This window comes from Vibrio sp. R11-SG3-ISO9, from assembly GCF_059834255.1.
Genome location: NZ_JCBDGU010000024.1, coordinates 1 through 18,528 on the forward strand (window position 1 = coordinate 1; position 18,528 = coordinate 18,528).

General features: G+C 45.7%; 21 protein-coding genes. 4 read left to right on the forward strand and 17 right to left on the reverse strand.

Annotated features, from left to right (window positions below; genetic code table 11):
* Nucleotides 1-276: 276 nt before the first annotated feature.
* From hemW to AC6R05_RS06925, 7 genes are read right to left on the reverse strand one after another with little or no spacing between them, the layout of a single operon-like run.
* Nucleotides 277-1,464 (reverse strand): radical SAM family heme chaperone HemW, encoded by a 1,188-nt coding sequence (hemW, locus tag AC6R05_RS06895; RefSeq protein ID WP_500646986.1) that lies wholly within the window; start codon nucleotides 1,462-1,464, stop codon nucleotides 277-279.
* Nucleotides 1,464-2,063: an XTP/dITP diphosphatase gene (locus AC6R05_RS06900; RefSeq protein WP_500646987.1), complete on the reverse strand. Its 600-nt coding sequence runs from the start codon at nucleotides 2,061-2,063 to the stop codon at nucleotides 1,464-1,466. The genes hemW and AC6R05_RS06900 overlap by 1 nt, the downstream gene beginning before the upstream one ends.
* A 38-nt stretch (nucleotides 2,064-2,101) precedes the next feature.
* Nucleotides 2,102-2,533, reverse strand: coding sequence for a DUF4426 domain-containing protein (locus AC6R05_RS06905; protein WP_032549854.1), 432 nt, complete (start codon nucleotides 2,531-2,533; stop codon nucleotides 2,102-2,104).
* A 28-nt stretch (nucleotides 2,534-2,561) separates the two neighbouring features.
* Nucleotides 2,562-2,852 carry a DUF167 family protein YggU gene (gene yggU, locus AC6R05_RS06910; RefSeq protein WP_032549853.1) on the reverse strand — a complete coding sequence of 97 codons (291 nt, stop codon included), beginning with the start codon at nucleotides 2,850-2,852 and terminating at the stop codon, nucleotides 2,562-2,564.
* Nucleotides 2,852-3,409, reverse strand: a complete 558-nt coding sequence (locus AC6R05_RS06915; protein WP_150869309.1) for a YggT family protein — start codon at nucleotides 3,407-3,409, stop codon at nucleotides 2,852-2,854. The genes yggU and AC6R05_RS06915 overlap by 1 nt, the downstream gene beginning before the upstream one ends.
* Before the next feature lie 54 nt (nucleotides 3,410-3,463).
* Nucleotides 3,464-4,282, reverse strand: a complete 819-nt coding sequence (proC, locus tag AC6R05_RS06920; RefSeq protein ID WP_500646988.1) for a pyrroline-5-carboxylate reductase — start codon at nucleotides 4,280-4,282, stop codon at nucleotides 3,464-3,466.
* Nucleotides 4,283-4,339: 57 nt separating this feature from the next.
* Nucleotides 4,340-5,044: a YggS family pyridoxal phosphate-dependent enzyme gene (locus AC6R05_RS06925; RefSeq protein ID WP_500646989.1), complete on the reverse strand. Its 705-nt coding sequence runs from the start codon at nucleotides 5,042-5,044 to the stop codon at nucleotides 4,340-4,342.
* Nucleotides 5,045-5,070: 26 nt separating this feature from the next.
* On the opposite strand from AC6R05_RS06925, the gene AC6R05_RS06930 reads away from it, so the two are divergent.
* A complete protein-coding gene (locus AC6R05_RS06930; RefSeq protein ID WP_408693547.1) occupies nucleotides 5,071-6,108 on the forward strand; it encodes a type IV pilus twitching motility protein PilT in 1,038 nt (345 codons plus the stop codon).
* 15 nt (nucleotides 6,109-6,123) lie between these two features.
* Nucleotides 6,124-7,233, forward strand: coding sequence for a PilT/PilU family type 4a pilus ATPase (locus AC6R05_RS06935; protein ID WP_500646990.1), 1,110 nt, complete (start codon nucleotides 6,124-6,126; stop codon nucleotides 7,231-7,233).
* 54 nt (nucleotides 7,234-7,287) lie between these two features.
* Here the strand turns inward: AC6R05_RS06935 and AC6R05_RS06940 are convergent, their stop codons facing one another.
* The 5 genes from AC6R05_RS06940 to rsmE form a co-directional block, all read right to left on the reverse strand.
* Nucleotides 7,288-7,446 (reverse strand): hypothetical protein, encoded by a 159-nt coding sequence (locus AC6R05_RS06940; RefSeq protein ID WP_500646991.1) that lies wholly within the window; start codon nucleotides 7,444-7,446, stop codon nucleotides 7,288-7,290.
* A 96-nt stretch (nucleotides 7,447-7,542) separates the two neighbouring features.
* Nucleotides 7,543-7,965, reverse strand: a complete 423-nt coding sequence (ruvX, locus tag AC6R05_RS06945) for a Holliday junction resolvase RuvX (protein WP_032549845.1) — start codon at nucleotides 7,963-7,965, stop codon at nucleotides 7,543-7,545.
* A gap of 31 nt (nucleotides 7,966-7,996) precedes the next feature.
* Nucleotides 7,997-8,560 carry a YqgE/AlgH family protein gene (locus tag AC6R05_RS06950; RefSeq protein ID WP_032549843.1) on the reverse strand — a complete coding sequence of 188 codons (564 nt, stop codon included), beginning with the start codon at nucleotides 8,558-8,560 and terminating at the stop codon, nucleotides 7,997-7,999.
* A gap of 94 nt (nucleotides 8,561-8,654) precedes the next feature.
* Nucleotides 8,655-9,605, reverse strand: a complete 951-nt coding sequence (gene gshB, locus AC6R05_RS06955; RefSeq protein WP_500646992.1) for a glutathione synthase — start codon at nucleotides 9,603-9,605, stop codon at nucleotides 8,655-8,657.
* Nucleotides 9,606-9,618: 13 nt separating this feature from the next.
* Nucleotides 9,619-10,350 carry a 16S rRNA (uracil(1498)-N(3))-methyltransferase gene (gene rsmE / locus AC6R05_RS06960; RefSeq protein ID WP_500646993.1) on the reverse strand — a complete coding sequence of 244 codons (732 nt, stop codon included), beginning with the start codon at nucleotides 10,348-10,350 and terminating at the stop codon, nucleotides 9,619-9,621.
* A gap of 194 nt (nucleotides 10,351-10,544) precedes the next feature.
* On the opposite strand from rsmE, the gene AC6R05_RS06965 reads away from it, so the two are divergent.
* Entirely contained in the window at nucleotides 10,545-11,885 is a 1,341-nt protein-coding gene (locus tag AC6R05_RS06965) for a hypothetical protein (RefSeq protein ID WP_500646994.1), read from the forward strand.
* An 80-nt stretch (nucleotides 11,886-11,965) separates the two neighbouring features.
* Here AC6R05_RS06965 and AC6R05_RS06970 read toward each other — a convergent pair whose 3' ends face one another.
* The 4 genes from AC6R05_RS06970 to metK form a co-directional block, all read right to left on the reverse strand.
* A complete protein-coding gene (locus AC6R05_RS06970; RefSeq protein ID WP_150869301.1) occupies nucleotides 11,966-12,697 on the reverse strand; it encodes an endonuclease in 732 nt (243 codons plus the stop codon).
* A 90-nt stretch (nucleotides 12,698-12,787) separates the two neighbouring features.
* A complete protein-coding gene (locus AC6R05_RS06975) occupies nucleotides 12,788-13,291 on the reverse strand; it encodes a SprT family zinc-dependent metalloprotease (protein WP_500646995.1) in 504 nt (167 codons plus the stop codon).
* A gap of 77 nt (nucleotides 13,292-13,368) precedes the next feature.
* Nucleotides 13,369-14,166 carry a DUF2189 domain-containing protein gene (locus AC6R05_RS06980; RefSeq protein WP_150869299.1) on the reverse strand — a complete coding sequence of 266 codons (798 nt, stop codon included), beginning with the start codon at nucleotides 14,164-14,166 and terminating at the stop codon, nucleotides 13,369-13,371.
* Nucleotides 14,167-14,521: 355 nt separating this feature from the next.
* A complete protein-coding gene (gene metK, locus AC6R05_RS06985; RefSeq protein WP_032549836.1) occupies nucleotides 14,522-15,676 on the reverse strand; it encodes a methionine adenosyltransferase in 1,155 nt (384 codons plus the stop codon).
* Nucleotides 15,677-16,024: 348 nt separating this feature from the next.
* On the opposite strand from metK, the gene tkt reads away from it, so the two are divergent.
* A complete protein-coding gene (gene tkt / locus AC6R05_RS06990) occupies nucleotides 16,025-18,019 on the forward strand; it encodes a transketolase (RefSeq protein ID WP_150869298.1) in 1,995 nt (664 codons plus the stop codon).
* A gap of 93 nt (nucleotides 18,020-18,112) precedes the next feature.
* Here tkt and AC6R05_RS06995 read toward each other — a convergent pair whose 3' ends face one another.
* A complete protein-coding gene (locus AC6R05_RS06995; protein ID WP_032549834.1) occupies nucleotides 18,113-18,349 on the reverse strand; it encodes a hypothetical protein in 237 nt (78 codons plus the stop codon).
* Nucleotides 18,350-18,528 lie beyond the last annotated feature (179 nt).

The window sequence follows — 18,528 nt, forward strand, 5'->3', positions numbered from 1 at the left end:
GTTCCTCATTCTTGGGGATGACCGGTTAAGCTAGTGTTCTGATCATAAGTGACAATATTTAACGTCATTCCCGATAGCGACGAAGGAGCGTAGTCGGGAATCTGTTCTTTTTCTTAGCGCAAGCTAAAAAGGGTTGACCCTAAAGCCAACCCTTTCATCATTTTTCTCGAATCTCGAATCTCGAATCTCGAATCTCGAATCTCGAATCTCGAATCTCGAATCTCGAATCTCGAATCTCGAATCTCGAATCTCGAATCTCGAATCTCGAATCTCGAACTACTCGTCTTCTTCCGCCATAAACGCTTCTAGCAGGTCATTGAGGAACAACTTACCTTTTTCGGTGATTTGCCAATGCGTCTCTGTCTCTTGCAAGTAGCCTAAGTCAATAGCCCAGTTGATGGTCTCTTGAACCGCCTCAAAGCCCAGCCCTGTCGTATCCAAGAAATCTTGCTTTGGACATGCTTCCATTAATCGAAAACGGTTCATGAAGAATTCAAATGGCCTATCTTCATTAGCGACCTCAAATTCATCCGACAGATAAGGCTTAGCAAGATTCTGATACGCAGCGAGATAGCCTCTAGGGTGCTTTACCTTAGTGGTACGTACGATTCTACCATCGCTAAAGCTCAGCTTACCGTGAGAGCCACAACCGATGCCGAGGTAGTCACCAAAGCGCCAGTAGTTCAGGTTGTGCTGGCATTGATAGCCCGGCTTGCTGTAGCCTGAGATCTCGTATTGCACATAACCTGCTTCGGCGAGCTTCTTATGCCCTAGCTCGAAGATATCCCATAGGTCATCATCGTCTGGCAGCGTAGGTGGCTTGTAGTAAAACATGGTATTAGGCTCAATAGTGAGCTGATACCAAGATAGATGCGGCGGATCGAGTTCGATCGCCTTATCAAGATCCGCCAGAGCTTGTTCAATACTTTGATCCGGCAAGCCATGCATAAGATCGAGATTAAAGCTGTTTAGATCGATCTTATGTGCAAGATGAGCCGCATTGATCGCTTCATCTTGACCGTGGATTCGTCCCAATCGCTCTAGTTTCTCTTGCTCAAAGCTTTGAACACCAACTGAGATACGTGTGACTCCAGCCTCTCGATAACCGGCAAAACGTTCCGCCTCGATGGTACCTGGGTTTGCCTCCATGGTGATCTCGATATCAGCCTTAAACGGGATACGTTGCTCAATCCCTTTAAGCATTCGCTCGATACCTTGAGGGGAGAATAAGCTCGGTGTTCCACCGCCAATAAAGATCGAGTGTAGAGGTCTCGGTGACTGGTTGAGGTGATATCTTTCAATATCGGTATCAAGATCCTCAAGCAGGGCATCAATATATTCATTCTCCGGTATGTCGGCTTTTAGCGCATGCGAATTAAAGTCGCAGTATGGGCACTTCTGCACACACCACGGGATGTGAACATATAGACTCAGAGCTGGTGGAATCAGTGTCGCTTGACTCATTACTGAGCTTGCTCTTTTAGCGTTTTGAACAGTGTAGTCAGTGCTTTACCACGGTGAGATAGCTGTTTTTTACGTGTTGGTTCAAGCTCCGCTGAGGCGCAGTTATCTTCAGGTACGAAGAAGATAGGATCGTAACCGAAGCCATTGTCACCATGCGCTTCAGTTAAGATGCGACCTTCCCATTTGCCATGACAAACGATAGGTGTTGGATCGTTTTCGTGACGCATTAATACTAAAACACAGTGGAAGCGGGCGGTACGCTCGGCTTCTGGCACACCTTCCATCGCCTTCAGAAGCTTCTCTATGTTCTCTTGATCTGATGCATCTTCGCCAGCGTAGCGCGCTGAGTATATGCCCGGTGCGCCTTTTAGGTAGTCAACCTCTAGACCTGAGTCATCCGCAATGGCTGCAAGCCCTGTTTCTTTGGCTGCATGACGCGCTTTAATGATCGCATTTTCGATGAAGGTAGTTCCGGTTTCTGCAACCTCAGATACGTTGAATTCACTTTGTGCTAAAACTTCAAAGCCGAAGTCAGACAGAAGATCTGCCATTTCGCGAACTTTGCCTTGATTGCCTGTAGCTAGAACGATCTTATTCATTGGGGTAACTCTAAATTTAAATAGTGGAAGTGAAGAGATTACTCTTCAACATAAAATTTTTGGGTAAAACGAAGCGGGCCAGCGCCTTTTAGGCCAGAGTTAACATCGATATCAAAGGTGATGTTCTCTTCGTGTGTGATTGGAAACTCTGCGAGATAGTAAATCGCATCGCCTTCTTTGATTTCACGAAACTCCAAAGTTCGAGTGTTGCCGACTAGGTTTCTTGCAGTTCCAGAGATTTTAGCAGTCGTAGCAGGTTTGCCTAGTGCAGAAGTATCCAGAATGCTGATGTTTAAAATAGCTGAGTAGCCGTTTCGTTTTAACTGATACTGCTTAGCAACTTGAGCGGTTAGGAATGTTGAGTTGAAAGCAGAATAATGTACCTCAACGTCTTTGATGTTTTTAAATTGTCCCGCCCAAGTTGGCAGTGCAATCAAGCTTGTAAGTAGTGCTGTAATCCATAAACGCATAGTGACTCCAATAAATAGCAAAAAGCCATCACAAGATGGCTTCAATTTCATTCGGTATTTGGCTAGGGGAACATATTCGAACTTGTTTATGTCTACCTAACTCGCCCTTTTCGATCTTAACCAGCCCTTTAGCGACTTTAAATTGCTTCGACAGATACTTGGTTAGATGGGCATTGGCTTTGCCATCAACAGGCGGTGCTGTGATGGCGACTTTTAACTCTTCACCATGCAAGCCGATAATTTTGTCTCGGCTTGCTTTGGGTTGGATGTAGAGCCGTAGAAGAATGTCATCTTCCTCTCTCCAAACGGCTACCGACATTATAATTGGAACCAGATAGGACCAACTAGATCACCCATCAAGAAGTTAGCAAACTGCAGAACAATAAACAGTACTAATACGCTAAGGTCGAAACCACCCATATCAGGAAGAATGCGGCGGATCGGGATGAGCATTGGCTCTGTTAGTTGATGGAATACATACTCAATTGGGCTACGACCTTGGCTAACCCAGCTTAGGATTGCACGGATCAATAGTACCCAGAACAGTAAGCCACCTGCAGCTTTCAGTAGTGAAAGAGCCCCAAATATTAGGAAGCTGATATCAAATACGGCAGCGCCACCTGAGATGATCAGGTTAAGAGCAACAAACTTCAGTACGCACAATGCATAGGCAAACAATACTGTCGCCATATCAATGCTACCGATTGATGGAATGACACGACGCAATGGTGCTACAACTGGTTGAGTAGCTTTTACGATGAATTGTGAGAACGGGTTGTAGAAGTCAGCACGTGATGCTTGCAACCAAATACGTAAGATCACCACCATGATATAGAGATCAAAAAGGGTCGAGATCAAAAAGCTCATCGAGTTCATATAGGTTCCTTTTTCGGAGTAATTCATAGCGATCCAGTGATCGCTATGCTGTTCTTAAAATAGTTTTTCCATCTCTTCAGCTCTTGCTACCGCGGCTTGCATCGCTTTGGCGACAATCTCTGATAGGTGATTCTCATTAAAGGTGCGCAGAGCTTCAGCCGTTGTGCCGCCCTTAGATGTCACTTGTTCACGCAGTGTAGAAAGCTCAGTGTTGGGGTTTGCTACAACCATTTCTGCGGCGCCCAATGCTGATTGCTGAACCAATTGGCGTGCCGTTTCAGGCGTAAAACCTTGTTTGATAGCTTCCGCTTGCATCGCTTCCATAAATAGGAAGAAGTAAGCTGGGGCACTACCTGCAGCAGCAATGATGTTGTTAATCCCAGCCTCTTGTTCAACCCAAGTGACTTTGCCAACCGCTTGCATCAGCTGTGCAGCAAAGGTTTTATCGCCTTCTGTCGCTTTGGCATTGGCAAACAAACCACTCATGCCTTTGCCAACCAGTGATGGCGTGTTTGGCATCACTCGAACAAGGCTCAGTGAAGAGTCTAGCATTTCATCAAATCGAACCGCGTTGATACCTGCTGCAATTGAGATCACAAGTTTGTTGCCAAAGTCGACCTGCTGCAGTGGCTTGCACACCTTTTCCATCATTTGTGGTTTTACGGAGAGTACCACTACGTCAGCCTGCGTGGCTGCGTCGATATTGTTACTGGTTGTATTAATACCGTAATCTTTTTCAAGCGGTATTCTGCGCGTTTCTGATGGTGCTGTCGCGATAATTTTATCAGCAGGGTAACCACTCGCGACTAAACCCGCCACGATAGAACGTACCATGTTGCCTGCGCCGATAAAGGCGATGTTCTTATGTTCCATATATACAATCCTGAGCTTCATCGCCAGTTGAAGGCTGATGAGATAATACGATTAAAACTATTTTGCGTAATTGCGCGCACCAAATATCGCGGTACCGATACGTACCATGGTACTTCCTGCCTCAACGGCCGCTTCCATGTCTCCGCTCATACCCATAGATAGTGTATCTATGTTGTCGTATTTTGAACTGAGCTTTTGCTGCAGGCTTGAGAGCTGATTAAATGCAGCAAGTTGCGATTCATAATCTGACACGTTAGCAGGAATTGACATCAATCCTCTTAAAGTGAGGTTGGGAAGTGACGAAATCAACTCCGCCAATGCAAAAACTGATTCTTCATCGGTTCCTGATTTGGAGTCTTCACCACTGGTATTAACCTGAATAAGAACTTGCAGTGGCTCTAGGCCTGAAGGGCGCTGATCGTTTAAGCGTTGGGCAATTTTATCGCGCTCAACCGAGTGTACCCACTGGAAGTTTTCTGCAATCGGTCGCGTTTTATTGGATTGAATTGGTCCAATAAAATGCCACTCCAAATTAAGGTTAGAATGTTGTTCTGAAAAGTGTTTTACTTTATCAACACCTTCTTGAACGTAGTTTTCACCAAAGGCAACCTGTCCTCCGAGTGCCGCTTCAAGGATCGCGTCATTCGGTTTTGTTTTACTAACGGCTAAAAGTTGCACCGACTCTGGCGTTCGGCCACATTTTTTCTCTGCAGTTCTAATCTGCGAGGTGATTTGCTCGATATTTTGTTGAATACTACTCATAGCTGACTTTACTTAAGGGAAAATAAATGGATATCACTGAGTTACTGGATTTTAGTGTAAAGCATAACGCGTCAGATCTACATCTTTCTGCGGGTGTATCTCCAATGGTACGTATAGATGGTGAAGTTAGGAAGCTTGGAATACCGGCTTTGAGCCATGCTGATGTGCATCGTTTGGTTTTTGAGATCATGAACGATTCACAGCGCAGTGAGTTTGAAGAGAAGCTGGAAGTGGACTTTTCATTTGAGTTGCCGAATGTTGGCCGTTTCCGTGTGAATGCCTTTAACCAGTCGCGTGGTTGCTCTGCGGTGTTTCGAACCATCCCTGTTGAAATCCCGACGCTCGAGCAGTTAGGTGCTCCTGATATCTTTGAAAAGATAGCTAACTTTGAGAAAGGTTTGGTTTTGGTCACTGGCCCAACGGGCTCTGGTAAGTCGACCACACTGGCGGCGATGGTTGATTATGTAAACCGTAACCACAACAAGCACATCCTGACCATTGAAGACCCTATCGAATTTGTTCATACCAATAACAAGTGCTTGGTTAACCAACGTGAGGTTCATCGTGATACTCACAGCTTTAAAGCGGCGCTGCGTAGTGCACTGCGTGAAGACCCAGACGTAATCTTAGTTGGCGAGCTGCGTGACCAAGAGACAATCAGTTTAGCCCTAACAGCGGCTGAAACCGGTCACCTGGTGTTTGGTACACTGCATACTAGCTCTGCGGCTAAAACCATTGACCGTATTATTGATGTCTTCCCTGGTAGCGATAAAGACATGGTTCGCTCAATGTTATCGGAGTCCTTGCGCTCGGTGATTGCTCAGAAGTTACTGAAACGAGTCGGCGGAGGTCGTGTCGCATGTCATGAGATTATGATGGCAACGCCTGCTATTCGTAACCTGATTCGCGAAGACAAAGTCGCTCAGATGTATTCAATTATTCAAACAGGTGCCGCGCATGGTATGCAGACCATGGAGCAAAATGCCAAACAGTTGATTGCCCAAGGCGTGGTTGACTCAGATGAAGTCCAGAAGAAAATTGAAATAGAAACAGCACTGTTTTAATCAAAGGTATTGGCAATGGAATTAAATCCGATCCTTGAGGGGATGCTGTCGCAAAAGGCGTCCGATCTTTATATCACGGTTGATGCGCCAGTGTTGTTTCGTGTCGATGGAGAGCTGCGCCCGCAAGGTGAAGTTCTCAATGAAGATCAAGTGTCACAGCTGCTAGACGTAATGATGGATCAAGAGCGACGTGATGAGTATCGCCAAACGCGTGAGGCGAACTTTGCCATTGTTCGAGACGGTGGGCGCTTTCGTGTCAGTGCTTTCTTTCAGCGAGAACTGCCAGGAGCTGTGATTCGTCGTATTGAAACCAACATCCCAACCTTTGAGCAATTAAAGCTCCCTGATGTTCTACAGGACCTTTCAATCGCTAAACGCGGCCTTGTGCTGGTGGTTGGTGCAACAGGTTCTGGTAAGTCGACGTCAATGGCGGCAATGACGGGTTATCGTAACAACAATCGTTCAGGTCATATTCTTACGGTGGAAGATCCGATTGAGTTTGTGCATGAGCACAAGAAGTGCATTGTCACCCAGCGTGAGGTGGGCTTAGATACAGAGAGCTACGAAGTTGCGCTCAAGAACTCGTTACGTCAAGCTCCCGATATGATCTTGATTGGTGAGATTCGAAGCCGTGAAACCATGGAATACGCAATGACTTTTGCTGAGACTGGGCACTTATGTATGGCCACTCTGCATGCGAATAATGCTAACCAAGCTTTAGAACGTATTCTTCATTTGGTGCCGAAAGAGCAGAAAGAGCAGTTCTTGTTTGATTTGTCGATGAACCTGCGTGGAGTTGTTGCACAGCAGCTCATACGAGACAAAAATGGCAATGGTCGTCACGGTGTGTTTGAGATTTTACTCAACAGCCCACGTGTGTCAGATCTTATTCGTCGTGGTGATTTGCATGAACTCAAAGCAACGATGGCAAAGTCGAAAGAGATTGGTATGCAGACTTTCGATCAAGCGTTGTATGACTTAGTTATTGCAGGGAAAATCAGTGAAGAGGATGCATTCCACAGTGCTGACTCGGCTAACGACCTGCGATTGATGTTGAAAACACAACGCGGTGACGATGATTACGGCAGTGGATCTCTGGCTGGCGTTAAGATTGATATGGGATAAATGACAAAGCCCTGAGCTAGTTCAGGGCTTTAGAATCTTTGACTTTGAGAAAGTTTAGTTGTGTGAAAAACTGCGGTTGTCAGAGGAATAACCTTTCTCTTTCTCAAGCTTTATTTTTTCAGGGTATTGGTTACCGCTGTAGCCTGCTGAGCTGGTTAATGAGCTGCAAGCAGAAACGGTTAAAGCGGCAAAGATAACTAGAAAAATTTTCATGTGAACTCCCACTTTGACTATGAATAGCACCAGAACTACGTCATGAATTAAGAGCGAGATCACAAAAAGTTCGAATTATTGACCACTTAATTTTGGCTAAGAATATTGTGCTTCAAACCAGCTTTCTAGAATTACTACAGCAGATTGGTTATCAACATTGCCTTTACTCAAGGCTTTGTAGCCACCCATGTCAAACAGTTCAGCGCGCGCTTCAGCCGTAGACAGTCTCTCATCATGCAGCTCAACATCAACACCAAAACGTCCCTTTAGGCGGTTAGCAAATTTCTTTGCTCGCGGGGTAATGGTTTCCAGCTCTTTGCCATGAAGGTCTGTTGGATACCCAACAACAATGAGGTCGGGTTGCCACTCTTTGATCTGCTTTTCAATATCGTCCCAATTTGGGATGCCATCTTTCGCTTTAAAGGCTTTTAGTGGGCTAGCTGTACCTGTGATTTCTTGACCAATAGCGCTACCGATACTTTTTGTACCGTAATCGAATGCCATAATTGTACGTGACATAGTGTTTCCAAATTGATGAGATGGATAAAGGTTATGCGTGACCAGATTCTGCCGACAGTTGTGCCGCGTTGATTCCGAGCATCTGAACTGCGACCTTCCAACGTTCTGCGATTGGGGTGTCAAATATGACCTTAGGGTCGGCCTCAACAGTGAGCCAAGAGTTCTCAGTCAGCTCAGTCTCTAGTTGTCCTGGCTCCCAACCTGCGTAGCCTAAAGCCACAAGGTAGTGTTGAGGTTCATCCTCAGTGCCGAGAACCGTAAGAATATCACGTGATGTCGTGACAGAGAGCTGATCCGTCATGCTGATGCTAGATTGATAGTTGCCGTTGGGCTTGTGCAGAATAAAGCCTCTGTCTTCAGCAACAGGGCCGCCACTCAAGACGGGTTTGTCTAAACTGGCTTGATTCAACTTAGGCTGAGTCGCGTCGATTTCAACTTGCTTGAGCATATTGCCCACAGTGACGTTAATGGGAGCGTTTATCATCAGCCCCATTGCTCCTTCGTCATTGTGTTCGCAAAGGTAGATCACTGAGTTTTGGAAGTAAGGATCTTTCATTCCAGGCATTGCGACCAGAAAATGGTTAGTGAGATTCATAGTACCTCCTGCTCTAAAGGAAAAAGGAGCGGCTTGGTCGCCGCTCTCATGCTAACTCAGTCAGCTAATATTATTGTCTAATTATTAGCTTAGGTTATTTTGCGCTAATGCGGCGTTCAATCGCATCCATTAGCTTACCGGTAATCGAGATATCGAAGGCACCTTCAATTTCACGAATACAAGTTGGGCTGGTTACGTTGATCTCTGTTAGCTTATCACCAATCACATCAAGGCCAACAAAAATCAGTCCTTTCTCTTTCAGAGTTGGAGCGACTGCTTTAGCAATTGCCCAATCAGTTTCGCTAAGAGGACGTGCTTCACCTGTACCACCAGCGGCTAGGTTACCACGAGTTTCGCCTTTCGCAGGGATGCGTGCTAAGCAGTAAGGCATTGGCTCGCCATCCACAACAAGAATACGCTTGTCACCATTGCTGATGTCTGGAACGAAAGTCTGAGCCATTGCGTAGTTCTGGCCGTGGTTAGTCAGTGTTTCAATGATTACAGATACGTTTGGATCGCCTTCTTTAACTCGGAAGATAGACGCACCACCCATGCCATCAAGAGGCTTAAGAATCACATCACCATGCTTCTCACGGAACTCTTTAATCTTTTCCGCTTTACGCGTAACGATAGTGGTTGGCGTTAGTTCTGGGAACCATGCTGTGAACAGCTTTTCGTTACAATCACGAAGGCTTTGCGGTTTGTTTACGATTAGCGCGCCGTTCTCTTCTGCACGCTCAAGGATGTAAGTCGCATAGATGTACTCAGTATCAAACGGAGGATCTTTGCGCATTAGAACCGCATCCAAATCAGCCAAGGCAATTGTTTGTTCTGATTTGAATTCATACCAGCCGTTTGGATCTTCTTTCAGTTCAACAACCTTAGTGTCGGCAATTGCAACACCTTGATCGAGGTGAAGATCATTCATCTCCATGTAATGGATTTCGTAGCCGCGGCGTTGCGCTTCAAGCATCATGGCAAAGCTAGAGTCTTTTTTGATGTTGATGGACGAAATAGGGTCCATCACGATACCGATTTTGATCATTATTTTTCTCCGTTTAACCAAGATCGCCGAAACGAACTTGTAAAGCTGTAATTGCAGTTAGAGCCGCAGTTTCAGTGCGTAGAACACGTGGACCAAGTAGCGTCTCTTCAAATTTGTATTGTTCTGTCATGCTGATCTCTTCAGCTGATAAGCCACCTTCAGGGCCAATCAATAGACGAACCTTGCTGATAGGCTCTGGTAGAGTATTGATTGAGTACTTTGCTCTAGGGTGTAGGTTTAGCTTTAGTGCTTCGCTTGGCTCACTACACCACTCTTCGAGCTGCATGATAGGGCGAATCACAGGTACAGTGTTACGACCGCACTGCTCACAAGCGGCAATCGCGATCTTCTGCCATTGCGCTAGCTTTTTCTCGAAGCGTTTGGCATCAAGCTTCACGCCGCAGCGCTCAGAGATGAGTGGAGTAATGGTGTTTACGCCAAGCTCTACCGATTTTTGGATAGTGAATTCCATCTTATCACCGCGAGAGATAACCTGACCAAGGTGCAGGTCGAGTGGTGACTCACTGCTGCGCTCGATTCGCTTTGTCACGTTAACTGTCACATTTTTCTTCGATACTTCGGTGATCTCAGCCGGAAACTCAGCTCCGCTACCATCAAAAAGCAGGACTTCTTGGCCCTCTTTCATGCGCAATACGCGTCCAACATGCCCTGCAGCATCCTCGCCAAGTGCGAGAGAACCTAATTGTTGAATGGGTTCAGGGTGGTGAATTCGAGGGATTCTCATGTTGGTTGACCTGTAAATTGTTTATCTGGGGTTTATTGTCTCAGCCTAACATGGATGCGCAGTGAAGAAAAAACAAGTGGTTGGCATAAATAGGCGTGCTATCCGAAGTTTAAGGGGGACGATTTGTAATTTATAAACTTGAGGAATAGAATCCAAGTGATTGAAAATAAATATAATTAAAACTAGGCTTATTTATGTTGCAAATGAAAAAACGTTCTATCTTAGCTGGCTCTATTATTAGCGCACTGTTGGTTGGTTGTGGAGGAGGCTCTAGTTCGTCATCAGATGCCCCTGCGAGTATTGCTTCACCTAATGTGAATGGTACGCCTTCTTTAGCATCGGTTTCGACAGCCACATCCACTTCTTCATCGTCTGATATTGTTGATTGCGCTAAGGCATTTTTAGAAAAGCGCTCTTGTGATTTATCGGTTATTCAACCTATCGGGGTCGATGGTACAAATGTCACGATTGAGCAGATTGAAAGTCGGTTGGTCGTTTCACACCCATGGATGGCTGAGAGCTTTATTGCAGCACTGCGAGAAATTAACGACCAGGATCTACTCAACCTGTTTAAACCACTTAACAGTATCGTGCTCAGTTATGATGTGCGCCCATCTTTTTACAATACCGCTACGGCATCAATGTATATTGACCCGAGGTATGTGTGGCGTACGAAGAGTGAGTGGGATTCTATTTACCAACAAGATGATTACCGCAAGAACTTCCAGACAGAGTTTAAGTTCGACAAAGCGCAGCGTTACGTTGAGCAAAACTCTTACAATTACGTAACCTATTCAAATACATACAATGCAACTGCTAACTATCAGCGTGGAGCTGAGCATGTCGCGCCAGGGCTGTTTCGATTGTTGGCGCACGAGTTAGCTCATGCCAATGACTTTTTACCGGCAAGTGATTTGATACAAACGCCAAGCTCAGGAACTATCTCTAGCTACCTTCAGAAGCTACAAACATTGAATCGAGATTTGTTTGATAGCAATCCGTTAACTTCAACAACATTGATAGACGCAGCACAAGTAGCGTTTCGTGGTAAGGAGATGACTGACGATGTCCGCAATTTGACCGGTGAAACCGCTGGCATGGAGTTCGAAGGTGATAAGGCCGCTGCATTCTACTCTTATTCACATCCAGCTGAAGATGTCGCAATGCTGTTTGAAGCATACATGATGTATAAGAAATACAATGCGATCTCTGATTTTGCGTTTGTGAGCATTCCGCAATCAAGCAATCCGTCATGTGATGAATGGAAGATCCAATGGGGACAACGTTCTCGATTGTCAGATCAAGGTGTTCAAGACAGAGCCGTATTTGTTGCTAATAGAATTTTGAGTAAGCCTAGCGCTGACATTCGCACGGAGCTTGCGAACTTACCAGATAACCCAAGTGCGTTTGTGCAGGGAATGGGTTGGTGTGATAGCCGCCAATCAGGTGTGATGGCCGCTTCTCGCTCTGTACAGTGGGAAGACAACACAGTCGTCATCGATGACTTGCGCTATCTAGAAGATTTTGAACACTAATTAGCGACCAAGGCTCTTTAATTTTAAAGAGCCTTTTGTTTTTTCTGTGGGTACTTTTCTAACAATATTCAATCGTTCACTTACTTACAGCTCTCATAAACGAATGGGTTATGGTTACCTTGAATGCGGAAAATACGTTCATCACGAGTACACTCCCATTCATCGACAGGGAACTGCTTATTCCACGCCATCATTAGGTTGGTTTGTTGTTTCGATAGCTTGAAGCCGTATTCTTTGCTCATGTACAGGTAAGTGCGTGCGATTGAACCTTTGGCGCGATCGGGTGGCATAACCTTGCGCTGTTTGAAGTTAACCTGCATCTCACATTGACCGTAGCTAACGCCATCAACCCCATTCCATTGGCTGAAGTTGTAGTTAGAGCGATCACCATTCACTTCACCGATCGCAGGAGTTAGGTTGTGGAGGTCTGCTTCCATTGATTTGAAGACCTTGTCATTGCGGGTGCAGTTCTTACGACCGCCATTCTGCCAACACTGACGCTGGTGGCCGAATTGCCATGCAGGCACCACATGCTCCCACTCAATGCGAGAAGCTCGCTTCTGCTGTTTTCTGACTTCATAGCCGCAACCTTCAAGGTCAGGGACCCCTTTCTTTTTATCCTTCCAAGTAATGTCGCAACCACAATAGAAAGAAGTGGGGTGGTCAAGGTAGATCTTTACGGCTTCCCGTTTTGCTTTGGAAAAAGAGCTTGGCGGCGCGGCGAAAACGCTTTGGGTTACCAGTAGGCCAAATAGTATTGAAAAGCAAAAAGACACCAGTAGGCCAAATGCTTTTGAAGGTGATTTTTTCATGCGAAAAGACTGATAAAAGTATGATAATTATCAGTCTAGCACTCAAATGACACTTTACTCTATTACATTTTATGGCTGGCTTTATTGTGCCTAGCTGAGCTGTTTACCGGTGAAAGTGAGAAGCTGCTTGCACTGCTGACAGCGGTAGCTTGCCTGATTGCGCTGCACTTTATTATGACGACGGATGGTCAGTGGGTAGAGGGTACAGCCGCAGTTGTATTCGAATGTCTTTCCTTGTACTGATTCCACCGAAAAGCTATGCGTGGTCTTTGCTGGTACCTTGAACACCTGCTCCATCACATACTGCCACTCTTTACCATGAGGCTTAACGCGACCAAAGACTTGATGAGTAATAAGGTGTGCTATCTCATGAGGGATTACTTCCTCAATAAAGGCATCTTGATTTTCATTGAACAGCACCGAATTTAAACGTATTTCATTAAGTTGAAGATAAGCTTTTCCCGCAGCTTTCCCTCGTACTTGATAAGTCAGCTTTGGAATTGGAAATTGGCGAGAGAAGTGCGAGTTTGCAATGTGAATACACTCAGCCAATTTCTTGTTGGCACGATGGTGTAATGGGCTGTAAGACGACAAAAGTGAGACTCCAAACAAAAGGCCTTAGCTTGATGCTAAGGCCTTATCCTATCATTGCTCCCGATGTAGATCAGGTATTACATGTGGTGCTTTTTCTTGATGGTCTCATGGTAGGCGTGCCATGTACCATAGCCGAGTAGTGGCATGGTCACGATCATACCGACACCGTAAGTGGCAAAACCAATTAAGATACCGCCGCAAATGATGGCAGCCCATACTACCATAGCTGGTAGGTTAGATTTCACCGCGTTGAAGCTAGTGAATATCGCACTCATTACGTCGACTCGGCGCTCCATCATTAGTGGAATCGAGAAGGCTGAGATACTAAAAATAAGGCTAGCAATGACAAAGCCCACGACAGAGCCTGTTATCAAGAATGGGGCAAACTCAGCAAGTGGTGCACCTTGCACTGATGGGTACAGAGCATGTAACAGGGCCGCGATTCTCATCCAGAAAATCATCGCTACCATTAGCACAATGGCAAATGCCCATTGGTGAGTTGAGTTGCGAGTGATTGCCTTCATTGAGTGAAATAGGCTGGCGTTGTGGCCTTTCTCTCTTTCCCAGCTAGCATCATATAAGCCGAGTGCTAAAAATGGCCCAATCAGCATGTAGACGATCAGGCTCGGCATAACCACTAGGTGTGTGCCTTGCCACTGAACAAGCTGAACAATCGCCACGGCAGCTGCCATAAAACATAAACCATAGAATGCACTGATCATCGGCATTCGCACTAAATCGTGAAGCGCGAGTGAAAGCCAATGAAAGGGCGCAGAAATACTGACTTGGTTACACGGAATAGTGCGAGCGTATTCACTGTCACTCACCCTATTTTTGTCTTTTTTAAAATCGGATGGATTTGCAGTACGAGGCATAACTTCCCCTTAGTTAAAATAACGTCCTAAATTCAACCTCGTATGTCTTCACAGCGGCTGGCAGCGAGTCATCTTGGCTGAGCTGTTATTGGAATATCATGTCCTAGAGAGTTGTCTCGTGTTTCCTAACGGGGTGTAACCTAACCAGTTGTTGCACCAAATGTGAGCTTGATCGCCTAGGAGTACTTTAACTATTGTCACTACTGTCAAAAAACACAAATTATCCGGGGTGTTTTTAAGTGGGGTATAAGAAGAGAAGTGGACGAAATGTGGTGGGGTATTTGAGGTAACTGTATAAAAATAAAGCCCTTACTAACGAGTAAGGGCTTTTGGAAATTTTTTGCGTGGCGTTAAATTATTTTAGGCCAGCGAAGTCAGCTAGGATTGCTGCTTTGTCTGTTGCTTCCCATGGGAACTCTTCGCGACCGAAGTGGCCGTAAGCTGCCGTCTTCTTGTAGATAGGCTGAAGAAGGTTCAGCATCTCTTGAAGGCCGTATGGGCGTAGGTCGAAGTTTTGACGAACTGCTTCAATGATGATGTCATGAGGTACTTTCTCAGTACCGAAAGTTTCAACCATGATAGATGTTGGATCAGCAACACCGATAGCGTAAGAAAGTTGGATTTCACAACGGTCTGCCATGCCAGCTGCAACGATGTTTTTAGCAACGTAACGAGCTGCGTAAGCTGCAGAACGGTCAACCTTTGATGGATCTTTACCAGAGAATGCACCACCACCGTGACGAGCTGCGCCGCCGTAGGTATCAACAATGATCTTACGACCAGTTAGACCACAGTCACCCATTGGGCCACCGATTACGAAACGGCCAGTTGGGTTGATGAAGAAGTTAGTGTCTTTGTTGATCCACTCAGAAGGTAGTACTGGCTTGATGATCTCTTCCATTACTGCTTCACGTAGATCAGGAGTTGTTACTGAATCACAGTGTTGCGTTGAAAGAACAACAGCATCGATACCAACGATCTTGCCTTGGTCGTACTGGAAAGTAACTTGTGATTTCGCATCTGGACGAAGGAAGTCTAGCTTGCCGCTTTTACGTACTTCAGCTTGTTTCTCAACAAGGCGGTGAGAGTAAGTAATTGGTGCTGGCATTAGGATTTCAGTTTCGTTTGTTGCGTAACCAAACATGATGCCTTGGTCACCAGCACCTTGCTCTTTAGGGTCAGCTTTATCAACACCTTGGTTGATGTCTGGAGACTGCTTACCAATTGTGTTTAGTACAGCACAAGAGTCAGCATCAAAGCCCATGTCAGAGTGAACGTAACCAATTTCACGAACGGTTTCACGAGTGATCTCTTCGATATCAACCCACGCAGACGTTGTTACTTCACCGCCAACCATAACCATGCCCGTTTTCACGTATGTCTCACAAGCAACACGTGCTTTTGGATCCTGTTCTAAGATGGCATCAAGAACAGCATCAGAGATTTGGTCTGCAATTTTATCTGGATGGCCTTCTGAAACAGATTCAGAAGTGAAAAGGTGCTTAGCCATGAGAGCTCCACTTTTAGTATTAGGTGCAAAGTTTCTATCTGCGTCGCATAGGGTTGCGCCGAGATTAAATTCAATAATTTCTGTAGGTGTTTCTACATCTAGACGTCTATTCTAAATTCCAACGGTCGAATTACAAGCTCTTTTTTATGATATGTCATAACCAAACGATTGCTTTCTCACTTGTGCTAGTTCGTTAAAAACTAGGGAAATGTTGTAAAAGTGCGAAAACTGACCTTGAAAACCTCAGCAAAACGTTTGCAGTCGCCATAGGCGTTTGAGAGAATAACCGCGCTAATAACTAGCAATTATTTCTCATTTTTCAAATCGCTTATGCACTCAGGAGCAGACATGCCTTCTCGTAAAGATCTCGCAAATGCAATCCGCGCACTTAGTATGGACGGTGTTCAACAAGCTAATTCAGGCCACCCAGGCGCACCTATGGGTATGGCTGACATCGCTGAAGTTCTTTGGCGTGGTCACTTGAACCACAACCCAGCAAATCCAGAGTGGGCAGACCGCGACCGTTTTGTATTGTCAAACGGCCACGGCTCGATGCTAATTTACTCTCTGCTTCACCTAAGCGGTTATGAGCTATCAATCGAAGATCTTAAAAACTTCCGTCAACTGCACTCTAAGACTCCGGGTCACCCAGAGTATGGCTACGCACCAGGTATCGAAACGACAACTGGTCCTCTAGGCCAAGGCATCACTAACGCAGTTGGTATGGCGATGGCTGAGAAAGCACTTGCTGCTCAGTTCAACAAAGAAGGCCACGACATCGTTGACCACTTCACTTATGCATTCATGGGTGATGGCTGTCTGATGGAAGGTATCTCTCACGAAGCATGTTCTCTAGCAGGTACGCTAGGTCTTGGTAAGCTTATCGCTTTCTGGGATGACAACGGCATCTCTATCGATGGTGAAGTTGAAGGTTGGTTCTCTGACGACACGCCTAAGCGTTTTGAAGCATACGGCTGGCACGTAATCCCAGCAGTAGACGGTCACGATATCGAAGCGATCAATGCTGCAATCGAGGCGGCTAAAGCAGACCCTCGTCCTACGCTTATCTGTACTAAAACGATCATCGGTTTTGGTTCACCAAACAAATCAGGCTCTCACGACTGTCACGGCGCACCACTAGGTCACGACGAAATCGCAGCAACTAAAGAAGCACTAGGCTGGGCTCACGGTCCATTTGAAGTTCCTGCAGACATCTACGCTGAGTGGGATGCAAAAGAAGCTGGTGCTGAGAAAGAAGCGGCTTGGAACGCGAAATTTGACGCGTACGCAGCGGCTTACCCAGCAGAAGCAGCAGAACTTAAGCGTCGTCTGAATGGCGAACTACCAGCTGAGTGGGAAGAGAAGGCAAACCAAATCATTGCTGATCTTCAAGCAAACCCTGCTGATATCGCATCACGTAAGGCATCTCAAAACGCACTAGAAGCGTTTGGTCAAATGCTTCCAGAATTTATGGGCGGCTCTGCTGACCTAGCACCTTCGAACCTAACTATGTGGTCTGGTTCTAAGTCTCTAGAAGCAAATGACTTCTCTGGTAACTACATCCACTACGGTGTACGTGAATTCGGTATGACAGCTATCATGAACGGTATCGCTCTGCACGGTGGTTTCGTACCTTACGGTGCAACATTCCTAATGTTCATGGAATACGCTCGTAACGCAATGCGTATGGCTGCTCTGATGAAAGTTCAGAACATCCAAGTTTACACGCACGATTCTATCGGTCTTGGTGAAGATGGCCCAACTCACCAACCAGTTGAGCAAATGGCATCACTACGTCTAACACCGAACATGAGCACATGGCGTCCATGTGACCAGGTTGAGTCTGCAGTGGCTTGGAAACTGGCTATCGAGCGTAAAGACGCACCAACGTCTCTAATCTTCTCTCGTCAAAACCTTGCACAGCAACCTCGTGATGCAGAGCAAGTAGCGAACATCGCGAAAGGTGCTTACATCCTGAAAGACTGTGAAGGTAAGCCAGAGCTTATCCTTATCGCAACGGGTTCTGAGGTTGAGCTAGCAGTAGAAGCTGCCGCGCAACTAACGGCTGAAGGCAAAAAAGTACGCGTTGTTTCAATGCCATCTACTGATGCATTCGACAAGCAAGACGCAGCGTACCGCGAAGAAGTTCTACCATCAGACGTAACAGCACGTATCGCTATCGAAGCGGGCATTGCTGACTTCTGGTACAAGTACGTTGGCTTCGATGGTCGTATCATCGGTATGACAACATTCGGTGAATCTGCACCAGCTGGCGAACTATTCAAGATGTTCGGCTTTACTACTGAAAACGTAGTAAGCACAGCTCAAGAGCTTCTAGCTTAATGTGAGTTATCCACGAAGGCCTTAGTGCTGAAGTGAAAATAGAAAACCGAGCTTTGATAGCTCGGTTTTTTTATTGATTGCAACGAAAGCAGGTTACTCGAACTCACTTCCCCAGTTATCCAGCTCTTTAGTCCCACATACTTTGCATGTCACGTAGCGATCCATGTTGTAGTAGTGACCACCATTGATGATAGCGTGGGCAAACAATTTTACTTTGCCGAACCATGTTTTATCTTGGTCATAGCTGCTGGGTTGGCGAACAAGTATTTCTCTGTGTGGTGTTTCTTTGTTGCACTTTTTACAAAAATGAGTCGCTGGGTATCCAGACATAACCTTTCCCTTTGGTTGAAAAACGAGAGGAAAAACAGCCGTAGAGTTTGATGAGCTCATCTTCATAATCAGTATATTGTCAGCCGACCATTGATGGCCGTTATGAATTATTTTTAGCGAGTTAGATCACTCAACTAATGCCTTTTAGGTAGGATTCGGTTATCATCTGTTGCACGAAA

Bases quoted from the DNA above. Each gene is read 5' to 3' on its own strand.
- hemW (WP_500646986.1), bottom strand. From the start codon at position 1,464: ATGAGTCAAGCGACACTGATTCCACCAGCTCTGAGTCTATATGTTCAC.
- AC6R05_RS06900 (WP_500646987.1), bottom strand. From the start codon at position 2,063: ATGAATAAGATCGTTCTAGCTACAGGCAATCAAGGCAAAGTTCGCGAA.
- AC6R05_RS06905 (WP_032549854.1), bottom strand. From the start codon at position 2,533: ATGCGTTTATGGATTACAGCACTACTTACAAGCTTGATTGCACTGCCA.
- yggU (WP_032549853.1), bottom strand. From the start codon at position 2,852: ATGTCGGTAGCCGTTTGGAGAGAGGAAGATGACATTCTTCTACGGCTC.
- AC6R05_RS06915 (WP_150869309.1), bottom strand. From the start codon at position 3,409: ATGAACTCGATGAGCTTTTTGATCTCGACCCTTTTTGATCTCTATATC.
- proC (WP_500646988.1), bottom strand. From the start codon at position 4,282: ATGGAACATAAGAACATCGCCTTTATCGGCGCAGGCAACATGGTACGT.
- AC6R05_RS06925 (WP_500646989.1), bottom strand. From the start codon at position 5,044: ATGAGTAGTATTCAACAAAATATCGAGCAAATCACCTCGCAGATTAGA.
- AC6R05_RS06930 (WP_408693547.1), top strand. From the start codon at position 5,071: ATGGATATCACTGAGTTACTGGATTTTAGTGTAAAGCATAACGCGTCA.
- AC6R05_RS06935 (WP_500646990.1), top strand. From the start codon at position 6,124: ATGGAATTAAATCCGATCCTTGAGGGGATGCTGTCGCAAAAGGCGTCC.
- AC6R05_RS06940 (WP_500646991.1), bottom strand. From the start codon at position 7,446: ATGAAAATTTTTCTAGTTATCTTTGCCGCTTTAACCGTTTCTGCTTGC.
- ruvX (WP_032549845.1), bottom strand. From the start codon at position 7,965: ATGTCACGTACAATTATGGCATTCGATTACGGTACAAAAAGTATCGGT.
- AC6R05_RS06950 (WP_032549843.1), bottom strand. From the start codon at position 8,560: ATGAATCTCACTAACCATTTTCTGGTCGCAATGCCTGGAATGAAAGAT.
- gshB (WP_500646992.1), bottom strand. From the start codon at position 9,605: ATGATCAAAATCGGTATCGTGATGGACCCTATTTCGTCCATCAACATC.
- rsmE (WP_500646993.1), bottom strand. From the start codon at position 10,350: ATGAGAATCCCTCGAATTCACCACCCTGAACCCATTCAACAATTAGGT.
- AC6R05_RS06965 (WP_500646994.1), top strand. From the start codon at position 10,545: ATGTTGCAAATGAAAAAACGTTCTATCTTAGCTGGCTCTATTATTAGC.
- AC6R05_RS06970 (WP_150869301.1), bottom strand. From the start codon at position 12,697: ATGAAAAAATCACCTTCAAAAGCATTTGGCCTACTGGTGTCTTTTTGC.
- AC6R05_RS06980 (WP_150869299.1), bottom strand. From the start codon at position 14,166: ATGCCTCGTACTGCAAATCCATCCGATTTTAAAAAAGACAAAAATAGG.
- metK (WP_032549836.1), bottom strand. From the start codon at position 15,676: ATGGCTAAGCACCTTTTCACTTCTGAATCTGTTTCAGAAGGCCATCCA.
- tkt (WP_150869298.1), top strand. From the start codon at position 16,025: ATGCCTTCTCGTAAAGATCTCGCAAATGCAATCCGCGCACTTAGTATG.
- AC6R05_RS06995 (WP_032549834.1), bottom strand. From the start codon at position 18,349: ATGTCTGGATACCCAGCGACTCATTTTTGTAAAAAGTGCAACAAAGAA.